The sequence below is a fragment of the Chromobacterium piscinae genome (assembly GCF_021129175.1).
GTDB lineage: Bacteria > Pseudomonadota > Gammaproteobacteria > Burkholderiales > Chromobacteriaceae > Chromobacterium > Chromobacterium piscinae.
This window is the reverse complement of the sequence record NZ_JAJOHV010000075.1, coordinates 22,220-38,481: the sequence shown is the minus strand read 5'-3', so window position 1 is coordinate 38,481 and position 16,262 is coordinate 22,220. Positions and strand designations below refer to the sequence as shown.

14 protein-coding genes are annotated in these 16,262 nt (G+C 68.5%); 1 reads left to right on the top strand and 13 read right to left on the bottom strand.

The window, feature by feature from the left end; genetic code table 11:
- Positions 1-129: 129 nt before the first annotated feature.
- From LQR33_RS18400 to LQR33_RS18390, 3 genes are read right to left on the bottom strand one after another with little or no spacing between them, the layout of a single operon-like run.
- Positions 130-420, bottom strand: a complete 291-nt coding sequence (locus tag LQR33_RS18400; protein WP_221668189.1) for a hypothetical protein — start codon at positions 418-420, stop codon at positions 130-132.
- Positions 417-2,138: a chloride channel protein gene (locus LQR33_RS18395; RefSeq protein ID WP_231470035.1), complete on the bottom strand. Its 1,722-nt coding sequence runs from the start codon at positions 2,136-2,138 to the stop codon at positions 417-419. Before LQR33_RS18395 ends, LQR33_RS18400 begins: the two co-directional genes overlap by 4 nt.
- Positions 2,135-2,584, bottom strand: a complete 450-nt coding sequence (locus LQR33_RS18390; RefSeq protein WP_231176871.1) for a MarR family winged helix-turn-helix transcriptional regulator — start codon at positions 2,582-2,584, stop codon at positions 2,135-2,137. The genes LQR33_RS18395 and LQR33_RS18390 overlap by 4 nt, the downstream gene beginning before the upstream one ends.
- A 130-nt stretch (positions 2,585-2,714) precedes the next feature.
- Between LQR33_RS18390 and LQR33_RS18385 the strand changes: the two genes are divergently transcribed.
- Positions 2,715-3,803 (top strand): HPP family protein, encoded by a 1,089-nt coding sequence (locus LQR33_RS18385; RefSeq protein ID WP_231470033.1) that lies wholly within the window; start codon positions 2,715-2,717, stop codon positions 3,801-3,803.
- 21 nt (positions 3,804-3,824) lie between these two features.
- Here the strand turns inward: LQR33_RS18385 and LQR33_RS18380 are convergent, their stop codons facing one another.
- The 10 genes from LQR33_RS18380 to LQR33_RS18335 form a co-directional block, all read right to left on the bottom strand.
- Complete coding sequence (locus tag LQR33_RS18380; RefSeq protein ID WP_166439602.1) at positions 3,825-5,294, bottom strand: CHASE3 domain-containing protein; 1,470 nt, start codon at positions 5,292-5,294, stop codon at positions 3,825-3,827.
- A 47-nt stretch (positions 5,295-5,341) separates the two neighbouring features.
- A complete protein-coding gene (locus tag LQR33_RS18375; RefSeq protein ID WP_166439601.1) occupies positions 5,342-5,728 on the bottom strand; it encodes a response regulator in 387 nt (128 codons plus the stop codon).
- Positions 5,703-8,609, bottom strand: a complete 2,907-nt coding sequence (locus LQR33_RS18370; RefSeq protein ID WP_231470031.1) for a response regulator — start codon at positions 8,607-8,609, stop codon at positions 5,703-5,705. Before LQR33_RS18370 ends, LQR33_RS18375 begins: the two co-directional genes overlap by 26 nt.
- Positions 8,606-9,649, bottom strand: a complete 1,044-nt coding sequence (gene cheB, locus LQR33_RS18365) for a chemotaxis-specific protein-glutamate methyltransferase CheB (protein WP_231470030.1) — start codon at positions 9,647-9,649, stop codon at positions 8,606-8,608. The genes LQR33_RS18370 and cheB overlap by 4 nt, the downstream gene beginning before the upstream one ends.
- Complete coding sequence (locus LQR33_RS18360; RefSeq protein WP_166439598.1) at positions 9,646-11,652, bottom strand: response regulator; 2,007 nt, start codon at positions 11,650-11,652, stop codon at positions 9,646-9,648. Before LQR33_RS18360 ends, cheB begins: the two co-directional genes overlap by 4 nt.
- 42 nt (positions 11,653-11,694) lie before the next feature.
- Positions 11,695-12,231: a chemotaxis protein CheW gene (locus LQR33_RS18355; protein ID WP_166439597.1), complete on the bottom strand. Its 537-nt coding sequence runs from the start codon at positions 12,229-12,231 to the stop codon at positions 11,695-11,697.
- Positions 12,228-13,727: a CheR family methyltransferase gene (locus tag LQR33_RS18350; RefSeq protein WP_231470029.1), complete on the bottom strand. Its 1,500-nt coding sequence runs from the start codon at positions 13,725-13,727 to the stop codon at positions 12,228-12,230. Before LQR33_RS18350 ends, LQR33_RS18355 begins: the two co-directional genes overlap by 4 nt.
- Positions 13,724-14,194, bottom strand: a complete 471-nt coding sequence (locus LQR33_RS18345) for a chemotaxis protein CheW (RefSeq protein ID WP_166439595.1) — start codon at positions 14,192-14,194, stop codon at positions 13,724-13,726. Before LQR33_RS18345 ends, LQR33_RS18350 begins: the two co-directional genes overlap by 4 nt.
- Positions 14,195-14,641: 447 nt before the next feature.
- On the bottom strand, positions 14,642-15,118 hold the full coding sequence (locus LQR33_RS18340) for an FKBP-type peptidyl-prolyl cis-trans isomerase (protein ID WP_166439594.1): 477 nt from the start codon (positions 15,116-15,118) through the stop codon (positions 14,642-14,644).
- Positions 15,119-15,323: 205 nt separating this feature from the next.
- Entirely contained in the window at positions 15,324-16,262 is a 939-nt protein-coding gene (locus tag LQR33_RS18335; RefSeq protein WP_231176861.1) for an alpha/beta hydrolase, read from the bottom strand.

Genomic DNA, 16,262 nt, shown 5'->3' with positions numbered 1-16,262 from the left:
CCGCGCGGTCTTCGCCGTGTCCGCGCTGCTGATGGCCGCCGCCATCCTCGCGCTGCGGCGGGGACGCCGGGCCAGGCTCGCACCGGCGCGCGCCGCTTGATCTGCCGCCCAAACCTTATCCGGCCCGCGCTATCCGAACCAGCGCGCGCGCCAGCCGGCATCGCCCGCCAGCCGCTCCAGATTGTCGGGGCTGGGACGAAGACAGGGACGCGCGCCCCAGGCACGGGCGAGTGAGGCCGCGGCAGGAGTGAAATACGCCGTCAGCTCGCACTGCAGCCGCCCGTCCGTATCCCTGAGCAGCAACAGCGCCTGCCCGTCGACTGCCGGCCTCGCGGCGAAGTCGGCCAGTAGGTCGTCCAGCAGCGGCAGGGCGCATAGGCCGTCGCCCAGCGGCAACGAAAACCACTCGCCGCCGCTCACCGCAGGCGCTCCCTGACCGTTTCCTCATGCAGCAGCACATGGCTGTTGGCCAGCAGATCGCGCAGCGACACCACGCCGATCAGCCGCATGCTGTCCGGGCCGTCCACCACCGGCAACCGGCTGAACCCCAGCTGCGCCATCCGCCCGGCGGCGTGGCGGGCGCTCATGCCGGCCAGCAACACCTGGGACGGCGACAAGGGCTCGGACCAGATGACGCAGGGCTGCCGGCTGGCCTCCGCCCCCTGCAGCCTTCTGCGCAGCAGCAAGCCCACCACCCTGCCGTCGCGCAGCACCGGATAGCCGTTGTGGCCGCGCGGGCCGAAGAATGACTGCCAAGCGTCCGCCGCCGGCATCGCGCCGTCTATCGCCACCGCCTCGCGCGTCATCACGTCCGCCACATGCAGCCGCTCCAGCGGATCGACGCTGTATTCCCGGTGGATGTGCAGGCCTCGGCGGGCGATTTTCTCGGTCATGATCGACCGCTTCAGCGTCAGCGCCGTCACGCCGCAGGCGACCACGGTGGTCAGCGTCAGCGGCAGCAGCGCCGAGCCGTCGCCGGTCAGGCCGAAAGCGAACACGATGGCGGTGATGGGCGCGCCCAGCACGCTGCCCAACACCCCAGCCATGCAGGCCAGCGCCCACAGTTCCGGCGAGCCGCCCGGCAGCGCCGGCGCCAGCGCCGCGCCCAGGCCAGCCCCCAGCATCAGCAGCGGCGCCAGCACCCCGCCCGAGGTGCCGGAGCCCAGGGCCAGCAGCCAGATCACGGCCTTCACCGCCAGCAGGGCCAGCGCCGCCTCCAGCAGCAGCCGGTTGTTCAGCAGGTCGCCGATCACGTCGTAACCCACCCCCAGCGCGCGCGGCTGCAGCCAGCCGCCGATGCCGACCACCAATCCGCCCAGCGCCGGCCACCACATCCAGTGCAGGCGCAGCTTGCCGAAGCCATCCTCCACCCGGTACAAGCCCCAGGTCAGCAAGGCCGCCAGGCCGCCGCAGGCCAGGCCGGCCAGCAGGCAGGAGCCCAGCGCCGCCAGCGTGGCGGGCGGCGTGCGCAGCGGAAACAGCGGCCCGGCGGCGAAACACAGCGTGCGCACGAAGCCGGCGCAAGCGCAGGCCAGCGCCACCGGCAGCAGGCTGCGCGGACGCAGCTCGAACAACAGCAGCTCCACCGCCAGCAGCACCGCGGCCACCGGCGTGCCGAACACGGCGGTCATTCCGGCGCAGGCGCCGGCCACCAGCAGCGTCTTGCGCTCCGCCGCAGTCAGATGCAGGCGCTGCGCCAGCAGCGAGCCCAGCGAGCCGCCGGTCATGATGATGGGCCCCTCCGCGCCGAACGGTCCGCCGCTGCCGATGACGATGCCGGACGACAGGGGCTTGAGCAGCGCCACCTTGGGCGACATCCGGCTCTGGCCGAACAGGATGGCCTCCATCGCTTCCGGAATGCCGTGGCCGCGGATCTTGTCGCTGCCGTAACGCGCGATCAGGCCCACCAGCAGGCCGCCCGCCACCGGCGCCGCGATCGCCCACAGCCCCAGCGCGTGTCCGGCCGGCTCGCGCTCGGCCAGCGACAGGGTCTGGTAATAGAAGAGATTGGTGCACAGGCGGATCAGGTCCAGCAGGACCACCGCGGCGGCGGTGCTGACCGCGCCGATCAGCAAGGCCATGCCGGACATCGGCAGCAGCCGCCGGTCCACCGAGTAATCGCGTCTCGCCGCGTTCATCGTCCGCCGTCCCCGTCATTGAAGGCGGTGATGCGCGACACCCGGAACACGTCGCGCAGCGAGCGCAGCTCCGCCTCGTGCCGCGCCGCCAGCCGCGCGAGAAAGCTCTCGCCGGCCGCGGTCAGATGCACTTCCACCTGGCGGCGGTCATGCTCGCTCTTGCGCCGCGCCGCCAGGCCCTGCTCCTCGCAACGGGTCAGCAACGCCACCGCGCCGTGATGCTGGATCTGCAGCCGCTCGGCCAGTTCGCCCACCGTCGCCCAATCCCGGCCCGGCACGCCGCGCACGTGCAGCAGCAACAGGTATTGCTGCGGGGTCAGTCCCTCCGCACGGGCCGCGTTCTCGCTGAAATGCAGGAAGCGCCGCAACTGGTAGCGGAATTCCGACAACGCTTCGTACTGCCGCTTGTCCATGCCGGCGGCCGGCTCGGCGACTTGCTCCATCATGTCTGGCCTCGAATATATATATCACAATATGATATTTATACTTGAGCCCGGCAGGCTCGGCAATATACATCACAATATGATATATATTCGGCCACCCCCACCACGCCGGGACGCTCCCGGCAGCCACGCAATGGAAAACCTGCATCGACAATTGCGCGCCTGGCTGCGCGGCTTCTGGCCGCAGCCCATCGTCACCAGCCGCCGCGACCGGCTGGCCGGCAGCCTGGGCGCGGCTTTCGGCCTGATCGCCACCGCCTGGGTCTGCCACCGCGCGCTGGGCGAACCCAACCCGTGGTTCATCGCGCCGATGGGCGCTTCCGCGGTGCTGCTGTTCGCCGTGCCCGCCAGCCCGCTGGCCCAGCCCTGGTCCCTCATCGGCGGCAATCTTTGCGCCGCGCTGGTCGGCGTCAGTTGCGCCCGGCTGATAGGCGATCCCGTCCTCGCCGCCGGCATCGCGGCGGCCATCGCCATCGCGCTGATGTTTCCGCTGCGCTGCCTGCACCCGCCCAGCGGCGCGGTGGCGCTGACCGCGGTGCTGGGCGGGCCTGCCGTGGCCCGATTGGGCTACGGCTTCGCCTGGCATCCGGTGCTGCTCAACTCGCTGCTGCTATTGGCGGCGGCGCTGCTGTTCAACCGCCTGGCCGGCCGGCGCTACCCTCACAGCCAGCCCGCCGCGCCCGCCCCCACGCCGAGCGAACGCGTCGGCGTCAGCCGCGCCGACCTGCACGCCGCGCTGGCCGAGCGCGGCGAGGTGGTCGACATCAGCGAGGACGATCTGGAAGACATTCTGCAGCGGGCCGAGGAAAGATCGCACCAGCGGCGCTTCGGCGCGCTGCGCTGCGCCGACTTCATGGTGAGCGAGGTGCTGAGCGTGGGCGCGGCCGCCAGCAGCGACAAGGCGCTGGCCCTGCTGCGCGACCACCGTTTCGACGCCCTTCCGGTCACCTCGTCCGACGGCAGGCTGCTAGGCGAGATCAGCCTGCGCGAGCTGCTGGCCGCGGCGGGAATGCACCCCGCGCCGCTCGTCGGCCAGTTGATGGACACCTGCCCGCACACCTCGCGCCCGGACGCTCCGATCGAGCGGCTGATCCACCCCTTCGCCGACCGCGGCGTGGCGCACAGCATGGTGGTGGACGGCGAGGGACGCCTGCTGGGGCTGGTGGCACAGGGCGACCTGATCGCGGCGCTGTTCCGCGAGCAACTGGAACGGCCCGCCTGAGCGGCCGGGCCTGAGCCGGCGTCAGACCGCCTGCGGATGAACCAGCCGACGCAGGTCCATCGACAGCCCGGCCAGCTGAGAGGCGGTTTGCAGGGTCTGGGTCGAGCTGGTCTCGGTCTCCTGCGTCGCCTGCGCCACTTCGGACACTGCGGTCCGCACCTGATCGGCCGCGGTCGCCTGCTGCTTGGTCGACAGCTCGATCTCGCGCACGGCCTCGGTGGTGGTGCTGACCAGATCGGCGATCTGCTTGAAGGCCATGGCCACTTCAGCGAACTGGCGCGCCCCGAGGTCTACCGCCTTGGCCCCGCTCTCGGTGGCCATCACAGTGGTGTTGACCGCGCCGCGCACATCGTCGATCTGGGTGCGGATGTCCTTGGTCGACGCGGCGACCCGGTCGGCCAACTTGCGGATTTCCTCCGCCACCACCGCGAAGCGGCGGCCCGCCTCGCCGGCGCCGCTGGCTTCGATGGTGGCGTTGATGGCCAGGATATTGGTCTGCTCCGCCAGCTCGGACACGATGTCTAGCACCGCGCCTATCTCCTGCGACTTGCGGCCGAGATCAAGCATGTGGCTGACCACCAGATCGGTCTGGCGGCGGATGCCGCCGATGGCCTCCTGGCCTCTCTCCACGGTGCCCACGCCGCTGCGAGCCGCCGCCGCGGTCTGCTCGGCGATCTGCGCCACCCGCTGGGCGCTTTCGGCGATCTGGCGCGAGGTCACGCCCAGTTCGCTGATGGTGGTGCTGATCTCGCTCATCGCGCTGGCCTGCTCCCTTGCCCCGGAAGCCTGCTGGGTGGCGGCCGCCTGCAGCTCCGCCGATGAGCTCTGCACATGCCCCACCGCGGCGCCCAGCCGCTCCGTCAGCGAACGGGTGATGCTGATGCCGGCGCCGATCACGAACAACAGGCACAGGGCGGTGCCGACGACGATGGTCATCTTGGCGCTGCTTGAGGTGGCGTCCGCGTCCGCCTCGCGCTTCCTCAGCAGTTCGCGCTCATCGCGGCTGATCTGGTCGCACACGGCGCGCAAGGCATCCATATACTTCTTGCCCTCTCCGGTAAGGACGAGTTTCAGCGCTTCATTGCCATGGCCGGCCTTGCGCAAATCGATGGTGCGCTTGAGTTCGTTGAACTTGCTGTTCACCAGCGTTTCGGCCTGGCTGATCTTGGCCTGCTGCCCGACATTGTCGGCGCTCAGGCCGCGCAGCTCGGACAGCACCGTCTGCACGCCGGCGACGGATGCCTGGAACGGCTCCAGATAGGCGGGATCGCCGGTAAGCAGATAGCCGCGCTGGCCGGTCTCGGCATCCTTCATCAAGCTGACCAGGCCGGACACATGCTCCAGCACCTTCTGGGTATGAGTGACCGAGCTAGCGGTGGCAATCAGCACGCTGATGCTCCAATACGCCGCGATCCCGATCACGATCAGGAAAGTCGACGACACCGCGAAGCCGAAAGCCAGCTTCTGGCCGAAGGTCCGGTTTTTATTCATGATTATGCCACTCCCATTACCGGCGGATCGGTCCGCCTACCCTTGCATTATTCCTGTCCGGAAGTCTGCTGCAGTCCGACCAGGCGCCTGATCTCTGCCACGAAATTGACATAGTCGATTGGCTTTTCGATGTAACCATCGAAACCGGCGGCCAGCATGCGTTCGCGGTCGCCCTTCATCACGCAGGCGGTCAACGCCACCACCGCGATGGCCCGCGTCCGCGGATCGCCCTTGAGAATGGCGACGGCCTCGATGCCGTCCATCTCCGGCATCTGGACGTCCATCAGCACCAAATCCGGCGACTCGCTCCGGGCGATATCGATGCCGTCGCGCGCGCACTCAGCGCAAAACAGCGTGTGGCCTTCGCTTTCCAGCATCATGCAGGTAAGCACCATATTGCCCGGCGTGTCATCGACTATCAGTATGCGTGCCATTGTCCACCTCGCTTGCCAGGCCGGGCGCAGCCGCGGCGGCAATCCGGCGGCGCGCGGCCTGCTGCAGCGCGCGGCCGACCTCGAACAAAAACTGCCGCCGGTCGAAACTGTCTTTTTCCATCACCCGCAGCGCTTGCCCGCTCAAGCGCCGCCTAGCGTCCATGCTGACGCTGCCATCGCTCAGCAGCAGGATGGGAACGGCGGCGGCATTGTGGTTGCGCAGCGCCGCGAGCGCTTCGAAACAGCCGACATCGGACAGCGCCAGGCCGACGATCAGCAAGTCCGGCCTGGCATCCCGCAACGCCGCCAAGGCAAGCGCGCTGTCGGCATAGCACAGCGGCTTGCAGTTCAAGGCGGCGAGATCGGCGCTCAGCCGCGCGCCGGTGGCCGCGTCGTCGATGATCATCACAGTCGTCGCCTGCTCCCGCGCATCGCCCAAGCCCAAAGCCTGCACCGCGTCGCGCAGGCTCTGGCGCGACACCGGTTTTTGCAGCAGCCGCGCGACGCCCATCACGCAGGCCCTCATTTCTTCGGCCGCAATGGCGGCGAGTACTACCGGCACGCGCTCCAGCCGGGGATTGCGCTTGATTTCGTCCAGCACCGCCCAACCGCCGCCCTCAGGCGACAGCAAATCCAGCGCGATCAGATCCGGAACTTCGCCGCGCGCCATCGACAACGCGGTTTCGGCATCGCGCGCGATGTCCGCCGCGAAGCCGATTCTCTCCAGATGAGCCTGGAGCTGTTCGGCGGCCTTCGCATCGCCCTCCACTACCAGCGCCCGGCGCGGCGCAGCGCTTGGCGAGACCGCCGGCGCGTCCATCCGCAGCGGCAGCCAGATCGAGAACTGCGCGCCAAGGCCCACCGCGCTGCTGACGCCGACCGTGCCCCCGTGCAGCTCCGCCAGCCGACTGACCAGCGCCAACCCCAGGCCGCTGCCTTCATGCTGGCGCGAACTGGAAGAATCAAGCTGGCTGAAGGTCTCGAACAGCGCCGGCAGATCGGCGGCGGCGATCCCTCCGCCGCTGTCCAGCACCCGCACTTCCAGCAACTCCCGCTCGGGACCGTCCGGCAGCGGCAGCAGGCGGCTGGCCCAGGCTCCATCCTCGCCGTAGCTAACGTCGCAGCGCTGCACGCGGTGCAGCGACAGGACCACGCGGCCGCCGTCGCGGCTGAATTTGACCGCATTGGACAGCAGGTTGTAGACCATCTGGCGGAATTTCCGCAGGTCGACCAGCACCGGCTCCAGCGGCTCGCAGGGCAGGAACTCCAGCCCGATGCTCCTGCGCGCCGCGCTGTCCTGCACGATGGACAGGCAGGCGCGCAACACGGCATTGGCATCGATCGGCTCCAGCCCCAGCTCCATCTTGCCGGCCTCCACCTTGGACAAATCCAGAATGTCGTTGATCAGGCCCAACAAGTGGCGACCGCTGGAGAGGATGTGGCCGACGCAGGTGCTCTGCTTGGGACTGAGCGGGCCGATGACGCCGCGCGACAGCAAGTCGGAAAAGCCGATGATGGCGTTGAGCGGCGTGCGCAGCTCGTGCGACATATTGGACAGGAACTCGGATTTGAGCCGGCTGGCCTGCTCCAGATCGCTGTTCTTTCGCTCCAGCTCCGCCAGCAGGATGGCGCGGCTTTCCGCCAGCGCCCGCGCCGCGCGCACCTCGGCCGCCTCCAGCTGCTTGTCCATCAGCTCGGCGCGAATGCGGCGGCTCTCGTCCTCGAATTGCTTGCGCCGCAGCTGGGCCCGCACGCGCGCCTTGAGCACGTCGAACTCGCTCGATTTCAGCACGTAGTCATCGGCGCCGTTCGACAGCCCCTCGATCATCGCGGCCCGGTCTTCCATCGCCGTCAGCATGATCAGCGGAATGTCGCGCGTAGCCGGGTCGCCCTTCAGGCGGGCGCAGGTCTCGCTGCCGGAAAGCCCGGGCATCAGGCGGTCCAACAGCACGCAATCGACGGTTTGCACCTTCAGCAGCGCCAGCGCCTGCTCGCCCGACTCGGCCAAGATCATGTCGTAGCCTTCGTCGCTGAGCACGTCGGCCAGTTGGTGCAGATAGGTCTGGCTGTCGTCCACAGCCAGAATGCGCCGGCCCGCCTGCTGCGGCAACGCGCCGCCTGCGCCGTCGACATTGCGCAGCACCGCCGCCAGCCGCGCCAGCAATATGCCGGCGTCGCCATCCTTTTGCACGAAAGCGTCAGCGCCGGCGTCCAGGGCATACAGCTCGGCGCCTTCTTCGTCGGCCCCGGTCAGCAATATGCACGGCACGGTGCGCAAGGCCGGATCCAGTCTCAGCTTGCGCACCACGGCGGCGCCGTCGATGCCCGGCAGCATGCGGTCCACCAGCAGCGCCGCGGGCCGGCGCGACGCCATCGCGCGCAGGCCCTCCTCCCCGCTATGGGCCAGCGCCACCTGATAGCCCTGCTCGCGCAGCAAGCTTGCGAGTTGCTCGCGGTAAGTCAGGCTGTCGTCGATCAACTGCACCAGCGGCGCGGCGTCGACCGGCACGCCCGCCGCAGCCAGCAACTGCAGCGCGCGCGCCACTAGGCGATCGCGGTCATAGGGCTTGCCGACATAATCATTGGACCCGGTCAGCATGCCTCGTATGCGATCGCTGATCTGGGCCTCGCTCGACAGCACCAGGACCGGCAGGCCGGCGCCCCCGGCCGTGGCGCGCACTTCGCGCAGCAGGTCGATGCCGTCGCCGTCCGGCAGCATGACATCCAGCACCATCAAGCCGACGGCCTGCCGGGCCATCGCGGCTCGGGCTTCGGCCAGAGAGGCGCAGGCGATAGTCGCGATCCCACGCTCCTCGAACGCCTCTTCGAGATCGGCCCGGACCGTCAAGCTGTCGTCGACGATGAGCACCGGAGCCGTCATGGCGCGCACCTCGCGGCCAATGCGGCCAGCGCCGGGCCGATGTCGGCCAGCGGCAGGATGCGCTGCGCTGCATTCAGCAGCGCAGCCTCGCGCGGCATGCCATACACCACGCAGCTGGCTTCGTCCTGCGCGATCGTCAATCCGCCTGCGGCGCGCACCGCCAACAGCCCGCGCGCGCCGTCCTGCCCCATGCCGGTCAGCAGCACCGCGGCGGCGGCGGCGCCGTATTCCTGCGCTACTGATTCGAACAACACGTCGACCGACGGCCGGCACGACAGGCGCTCCGGCCCCGCCTCGCAAACCATCTTGCCGCCGCGCACTTGCAAATGCAGCCCGGGCGCGGCCAGTACCACGCCGCGCGCCGGCAGCGGCTGGCCGTGGCGCGCCAGCCGCACGTCCAGCACGCAATGGTCGTCCAGCCAGTCGACGAAGGCATGGCCGAAGGGCTCGGCGATATGAATGACCACCAGCAGCGGCAACGGGAAATCAGCGGACAGGCCGCCCAGCACCTCGACCAGGGCGCTCGGCCCTCCGGTCGACGCTCCCAGCGCCACCAGTCGCATAGTCTGCCGCGGCGATGCCGGCGCGCAAGGCGCGATAGGCGACGCATCCTGCGCGGCGCGGCGGCCGCGCAAATGCGTGACCACCTTGATCTTCGCCACCAGCTTGAGCATGGCCAGATAATGATCGCCCCAGTGGTCCTGCCCGGGCAGCGGCTTCTCGATCACGTCCAGCGCCCCTGCGGCCAGGGCCTCGTAAGTGCGGAACAGCTCGCCGCGGTTGACCGAGGACGAGACCACCAGGATCGGGGTCGGGCAATAGGCCATGATGTACTCGGTGGCGGCCAGCCCGGTCATGACGGGCATCATCATATCCAGCGAGATGACATCCGGGCGCAAGGCCAGGCACAGCTCGATGGCCTGCTTGCCGTCCTCGGCCTGGCCGACCAGCTCGAAAGCCGGATCGGACTCCAGCAACTCGCACAGGTACATGCGCACCGTCAGCGAATCCTCCACCACCAGCACCCGCAATTTCGTCATCGCAGCACCAGCTCCCCGATCTGCGCCAGAAACGCCGTCTGATCGAATTCGTTCTTGACAATATAACCGTTGGCGCCGGCATCGCTGCCGCGCCGCTTGTGCTCCGCCGTGTCGAGCGAAGTCACCAGCAGCGCCGGGATGTCGCACAGCTGCGGGTCCGAGCGCACCTGCGTGATGAAGCCGAAGCCATCCATGCCCGGCATCTCGACATCGACCAGAAATAAGCCGTAGCGGTTCTGCCGCGCCAGCTCCAGGCCTTCCTCGGCGGAGGCCGCCAACTCCACCTGGTAGCCGGCCGACTCCAGGATGCTGCTTTCCAGCATGCGGGTGGTCAGCGAATCGTCGACGATCAAGATAGGCGGGCGCGGCGCCCCCGCCTCGCTTTCGCTGCGGCGGACCAGCGCCCCGCCCAACTCTTCCGGATCGAGCACCATCCGTGGCTCGCCTTCGATGTCCAGATACAGTCCCAGCACCATCGGCTCGGCCGTCATCAGCGGCGGAAGCGCGCGCAGCACTACGCTATCCACCCCGCCCAGGCGGCTGGCCGCCACCGCCAGCAGCTCGCCCCGGCTGCGGATGACCACCGCCGTCATCGCGCGCGGCGACCATTGGTGCGCGGCCCGCCCCGCCGCGCCGATGGCCAGCGGCAACAAAGGCAGCAACTGGCCTTCATATACGATGGCGCCGCCATCCACCGAATGCACCACCTGCTCTTGCGGCACCCGCAGCGTGCCCCGCACCGCATCCAGCGGCAGCGCCATGGTCCGGCCCTCGGCCTCGACCAGCAACACGTCCATCGCCGCCAGCGACAACGGCACGCACAGCTCGAACGTCGTACCGCCGGCATCGCTGCTGACGCGGGCGACTCCGCCCAGCTTGCCCATCGCTGCGCGCACCACATCCATGCCGATGCCGCGCCCGGACAGTTCCGTCACCGAGCCGCTGGTGCTCACGCCGCCCTCCAGCAGCCTGGCCAGCAAGGCGGCATCGTCGGCCGGCGCGTGCTGGCCGCGCTTGGCCAGCGCCGCTCTCAGCGCGTCCCGGTCGATGCCGCGGCCATCGTCGCGGAAGCGGAACCACACCATGTATCCGCGCCGCGACACTTCCAGCGCGATGCGGCCGGACGCCGCCTTGCCTGACGCGGCCCGCTGCTCCGGCGTTTCGATGCCGTGCGCCACCGCATTGCGCACCAGCTGAAGCAAGGCGCCCAGCATCACGTCGAGCACCTCGCCGTCTATGCGCAACTGCCCGCCTCTGGCGTCGAACGCGACTTGCTTGCCGCAACTATGGGCGGCGTCGCGCGCGCAGCGCTCCAGCGTGGTGAAAATACCGTCGACCGGGATCAGGCGCAGCCGCTCGGCGGCGTCGCGGGTTTGGCGCAGCTCGCGGTCGATTCGCTCCGCCCCGCCGGCCATCCTGCGCTCCAGCGCGTCGAGCTGCGCCGCCAGCGCCCTGCCGCCCTGGGACGCCCCCTCGCCCGCCAGAGCCAGCTCGCGCAAAGCCTCCAGCGCGCCGATAGCTCGCCGCATGCCGGCCAGTTCCGTGCCGATTTCGCCCAGCCCCTCCAGCAATGCATCCACCTCCAGCACATCGGCCCGGACGATGCGCTGCGGCGCGTCCTGCGCCGGCAGGACCCCACCCTCAACGCCGGCGCCGGCTTGATCGACGGCGCCGGCTTGATTGGCGTCGGCCGACGGCAACTGGGCTAACAGCGTATTCACTTGGTCGCAGGCGGCCAGCAACTGGTCGATCATGCTGCGAGACAGCGACGTCTCGGACGACCGCAGCGGCGCCAGCAACGCCTCCACGCCATGCAGCAGATCAGCGATCTGCGCCTGGCGCACCACCCGCGCCGCGCCTTTCAGCGTATGGGCCCAGCGCAGCAGCAGCGCGATCTGCTCTTCATCCCCGCCGCTTTGCTCAAGCGCCAGCACGCCCTTGCTCAACTGCTCGACGAGTTCGCCCGCCTCGATTCTGAAATAGCGATAGGGATCTTTAGCCATGGCTGGCTCCCGTGCTGCGCGGAATGGAGGTGCTATGCGCGTTCATGGCTGTTGCCCCTGCGGCGCATGGGCGGTGCGCGCCTCGATCTGCGCGGCCAGCGCGCCGATGTCCAGCACGGGCACCACGCCGGCCCCGGTGCGCACGCCCTCCCGCGGGCGTCCCTGGCCGGCGGCGTCAGCCGATGCGATCAACTGTCCGGCATCGGCGCAGATATGCGAGTCGAAAGCCTCGAAGGCCAGCGCGAGCGGCGCGCTGGCCTTCGCCAGCACCATCCAGCGCGGCGCGGCGCCGGCGGCTTTGCCCAGCAGCGCGGCCAACTGATACACCGGCACGATCTGGCCGCGGAAATTGGTGACGCCCAGCAGCTCGGGCAGCGGGCTAGGCAGCTCCAGGATGCTTCGGTCGGCATGCAGGCCGCGGATATCGGCCAAACGGATCGCATACGGCTCGGTTCCTATCCGTATCGTCAGCAGATTGACGCTGCCGGCGGCAGGCGACGCGGGGGCCAACGAGAACGAGCGATCGAACTCCTCGCGCAAGCTGGCCGCGCTGCCGGTCAGCGCTGGAACGGGACTCATCGCGAGACTCCAAGGGCAGTCAGTTCGGCCCGGCAAAGGTCGATCAGCGCGCTGCGCGGAAAGCCGCCGCCGAACAGCAGCAGCCGGGATGGGTCCTCATGCTGCAGCAGGAGCAGGGCCTGGGCCAGATCGCGGCGCGCCGCCTCGAGTTCGGCCATTCGCCGCTCCAGCACGCCGATGTGCAGGCGCGCCAGCGCAAAGCCAGGATCCAGGTAAGCGGCGCTGCGGTAATGGGCCAGCGCTGCCGGATTGTCGCCCTCTTCCTCGTGGCACAAGGCCAGCACATAATGCGCGCCGGCATTGAGCTCGTCGCGCGCCAGCAGTGTGCGGCAGATGGCCTGCGCCGCAGCCAGCGCGCCGCTCTGGCTGAGCGAAACGGCCTTCAGCAGCAATACGTCCGGATCGTCGGCATGCTGCTGCGGCAGCTTCTCGATCAGGTCCAGGCTTTGCTCGAACTGTTCCTTGTGCAGGCAGGACAAGGCATGGTGCAGATCCGGCTGCGCCGGCGCGTACTGGCCGGGATCCGCTTGCGGCATCGCCACCGCCAGCGTGTCGATGCGCTGGGCCGCGCGCGCGATCACGTTGACCCATGCGGGATCACCCTGCGGCAACGGCTGGAATGGCGCCCCGCCCCATGCCGGCTGGCTGAATTTCATATCCGGCGCCGGCTCGCCAGCCTGGGACTTGCGCCGGTAATAGAAGGTGGCGTGGGTATGGCAGAGATGGAAATCGTTCGACAGGCCGCGCAGGGTTTCCGCATGCCCCAGAAACAGATAGCCGCCGGGGGCGATGGAGTCGGCGATCCGCGCTACGGCGGCCTGTGCCTGCTCCGGGCTGAAGTACATCAGCACGTTGCGGCAGAAGACGATGTCGTAGCTGCCCGGCGTCCAGAGTTCGGCGTCTTCCCGCGCCAGATTGCGCTGCTCGAACTGCACCGACCGGCGCACGGCATCGCTCAGCGCGTAGAGGTCGCCATCTCGCGCGAACCAGCGCGCGCGCATGGCGGGGTTCACCTCGCGCAGCGACCAGACCGAATAGCGCGCCGCTCCCGCCTTGGCCAACATGGCCGGATTGGCGTCGACGGCGCGTATCTGCACGCTGCCCGCGCCCAGGCCGATGGTCTCGCGCGCGGCGATCGCCAGCGTGTACGGCTCTTCGCCCGAGGCGCAACCGGCCGACAGCACCCGAACCGGCAAACCTTCGCGCGCCAGCAGACAGGCCGGCATCGCCACCTCGGCAAAAGCCTGGATCTGCTCGCAGTTCCGGTAGAAATACGTTTCGGTGACGGTCAGGTCGACCGCCAGCCGATGCAGCGCCTCGAACGGCGCATGCTCTACCGCCAGCGCGGCCAGGTAGGCCGCGTGATCTCGGCCACCATGCCGGGCCAGCACCCGCGCTAGGTTGCCCAGCTTGGTTTCGTCGAACTGCAAGCCGAGACGGCCAGCGATCAGATCGCGGAATTGCGCCACCTGGGCGGCCGATGGCTCGATGTTCATATCGCGCCGTCCCCGACCGCCAGGGCCTCCCACATCTCCTCCGGAACCATGCGGCCGGCGCGCAGCACCAGCAGCAACTCCGCGTCGAGCGTCGCGATCGATTGCACCAGGCCGTCATCGCAGCCATCCAGCAACGGAGCGATATCGGCCAGCGCGGCGGCGGAAAGTTGCCGCACGCCGATCACGCCGTCCACCGCCAACGCCAGTTGGCGCTCGCCCAGCGTCAGCGTGACGAAGCGCGACACCCGCGTCGACAACGCCGAGCCCAACAGGCGCGCGCAATCGAGCACCGGCACCGGGACACCGCGTATCAGCGCCAGACCCAGCAGGAAATCAGACATGGAAGGCACCGGGTCGATCGGCAGCGCGCGCATGGTTTCGCGCACATGCGTCAACGGCAGCGCGTACAGGCGACGGCCGCTGCGGCACAACAGAACGGAAAGCAATGATTTGCTATCGAATGTCATGGAGATCCATTTCACTGACAAGCAGAACGATTACCTGCGTCATGCAATGCTAGCGCCAGCCCGCTGTTGCATATGGTGAGAAAACTACCGGCGCTTTTATGAAGATTACACAATATTCCCGCGGAGAATCAGCTTTATTGCATAAGCCCGTGGCGGTTTTGGCCCTTCCCTGCCCTTGGCATGATCATGCCATTGAAATCTACCGGATCGCTCTGAATTCCCTAGCCGCGCATAGCCATGAGCGGACCGGAGCATGCGGCAGGATGCGCATGGCTGATGCGAGAGAAAGCCGCCATCGCCAAGCCGCTGCCCTATTCGCAGCCATCCAGAGATGGGCAAGCATCGATATCTCGCGACAGGCCAGCGCATACTCCAGATCACAGGCCGGGACTAGGCAAAAAAAAACCCTCCCGGAATGGGGAGGGCTTTAGTCTATGCGGGCCAGGCTCAGTGCTGATGACCGTGCTCGCCATGCACATGCTGGTGAGCGATTTCCTCGGCGGTTGCCTCACGCACATCGATGACCTTAAGGGCGAAGCGCAGGTCTTTGCCGCACAAAGGATGGTTGCCGTCCAGCAAGACGGTCGGGCCTTTGATCTTAGTGACGAAATAGTAGCGCGGCTGGCCGTCCGGGCCTGGACGCTGGAGCTGGCCGCCTACCTTGACGCCGGGCGGGAAGTCGGCCTTGGGCATGGTGGTGACCAAAGCTTCGTCGCGTTCGCCGAACGCATCTTCGGCGGCGAGCGCCACGGTGGTTTGAAAACCGGCTTCCTGCCCGTCAAGCGCGGCTTCCAGCTTGGAAAACAGATTGTCGTAATCGCCGTGAAGGTAGGAGACAGGGTGCTTGCCATCGTCGTAAACCAGACCCTGGCTGTCTGTGACTTTCATTCGCAGGGTGACGGCGGTGTTCGAAGTGATTTTCATGGCGGGCAATGGCTAATAAATTGAAGCGGGAAGGTTGGCAGTTCAATGGGGGCGTGTCAACCGAATCCCCCCGTTTGCCCGTCGCGGAATCCGCGATGCGACTGGATGCGAAGACCGGCCCGATGTTGAAGCAGCCGGGAGGCGGGCCCCCTGGCTGACGATGACGGGTCGATGCGGCCGGGCAGGCCCTCGCATCCGGCGTCGCTCAGACGGACAGGGCGGCCCGGATCAGCATGCCTGAGCGCGCGAACAAGGCCTCGGCGGCAGGCGTCAGCCCGAGCATGTGGATGCAGCCATGCACCATGCCATCCAGCTGCTCGTCATGCGCCGGCACCGCCGCGGCCCGCAGCCGCCGCGCATAGGCCTTGCCTTCGTCCCGCAGCGGATCGTACTCGCACGCCAGGATCGTGGCGGACGGCAAGCGCTCGAGTGTCGCGGCCCGCATCGGGGCGGCGTAGGCGGGCCCGCCGTCGCCGGTTTCGCCAAGGTAGGTGTCCCAGCAGAACGCCATGATGTCCCGGGTCAGGTAGTAGCCGTCGGCATAGAGGGCATGCGAATCCATCGCCAGCCTATCGTCCAGCGCCGGGTAGAGCAGAAGCTGATGCGCAATCGCCGGGCCGTCTCGATCGCGCGCCAGCAGGCACGCCGCGGCGGCGAGATTGCCGCCGGCGCTGTCCCCGCCCACGGCGATGCGCGCGGGATCGATTCCCAGTCGCTCCGCCTGCGCGAAAACCCAGGCCACTCCGCTGTAGAAGTCTTCCAGCGGCACCGGGAAGCGGTGCTCGGGGGCGAGCCGGTAGTCGACCGACAGCACGACGCACTGGCTGGCGTTGGCCAGCGCGCGGCAAGGGTTGTCGTAGAGTTCCAGCGAGCACAGGCACCAGCCGCCGCCATGGGCGAACACGATGGCCGGCTGCGGCGCCGCCGATTGCGCCGCGCGCTCCGGCCAGTACGCCCGAAGCCGAAGCGGATGCCCGTCGCCGGTGGCCACGGTGAAGGTTTCCACCCTGGCGACCGGCTGCAAGGGGCCGTGCAGCGCCGACAGCTCCAGCGCCGTGGCGCGGCGGATGTCGTCGAGCGACGCGCCGTCGGCCCCGGCAGGACGCGCGGCGAGGAAGTCGGCGATGTGCGGATCCAGCGGCAT